The 719-nt window shown below is 50.2% G+C and carries 6 tRNA genes; all 6 read right to left on the reverse strand.

Features of this window, described 5'->3' with window-relative positions:
* Nucleotides 1-100: 100 nt before the first annotated feature.
* A tRNA-Ala gene (locus tag AC1TO4_RS19825) sits at nucleotides 101-173 on the reverse strand.
* A gap of 80 nt (nucleotides 174-253) precedes the next feature.
* A tRNA-Pro gene (locus AC1TO4_RS19830) sits at nucleotides 254-330 on the reverse strand.
* Nucleotides 331-355: 25 nt separating this feature from the next.
* Nucleotides 356-432 (reverse strand) — tRNA-Arg (locus AC1TO4_RS19835).
* 17 nt (nucleotides 433-449) lie between these two features.
* A tRNA-Leu gene (locus AC1TO4_RS19840) sits at nucleotides 450-538 on the reverse strand.
* 7 nt (nucleotides 539-545) lie between these two features.
* Nucleotides 546-620: transfer RNA gene (locus AC1TO4_RS19845), tRNA-Gly, on the reverse strand.
* 7 nt (nucleotides 621-627) lie between these two features.
* A tRNA-Leu gene (locus AC1TO4_RS19850) sits at nucleotides 628-709 on the reverse strand.
* Nucleotides 710-719 lie beyond the last annotated feature (10 nt).

Here is a 719-nt window from a genome sequence, read left to right on the forward strand (position 1 = left end):
GACCGAAATCGACTTACTTCGAAACGTTTTGCTCAAGTGCGTTCACACTCTCGCGATATCTCATTGATGTTTTGCTGTTCAGTTTTCAAGGTTCATAAAGTGGAGCCTAGCGGGATCGAACCGCTGACCTCCTGCGTGCAAGGCAGGCGCTCTCCCAGCTGAGCTAAGGCCCCATGAAAGTGGGAATTATTTAAGCAACAAGTCTGCTTTAATGGTAGCTTCTTTAAGCGGTGGTGCTACTTAAAAAGCTTAATGGTCGGGAAGACAGGATTCGAACCTGCGACCCCTTGGTCCCAAACCAAGTGCTCTACCAAGCTGAGCTACGTCCCGATGTTTATTAAATTTTAAAATATAATGGTGCGCCCGGCAGAAGTCGAATCCACAACCTCCTGATCCGTAGTCAGGTGCTCTATCCAATTGAGCTACGAGCGCATATAATGAAATCATTTTGGTGCCGAGAACCGGAATCGAACCGGTACGGTAGTCACCTACCGCAGGATTTTAAGTCCTGTGCGTCTGCCAGTTCCGCCACCCCGGCATACAAATGGAGCGGAAGACGGGATTCGAACCCGCGACCCCGACCTTGGCAAGGTCGTATTCTACCACTGAACTACTTCCGCAAAAAAGTGCGGGTAAAGGGAGTCGAACCCCCACGCCCGAAGGCACTAGATCCTAAGTCTAGCGCGTCTGCCAGTTCCGCCATACCCGCAATATATATA

Source organism: Sporosarcina sp. Y838 (assembly GCF_056786515.1).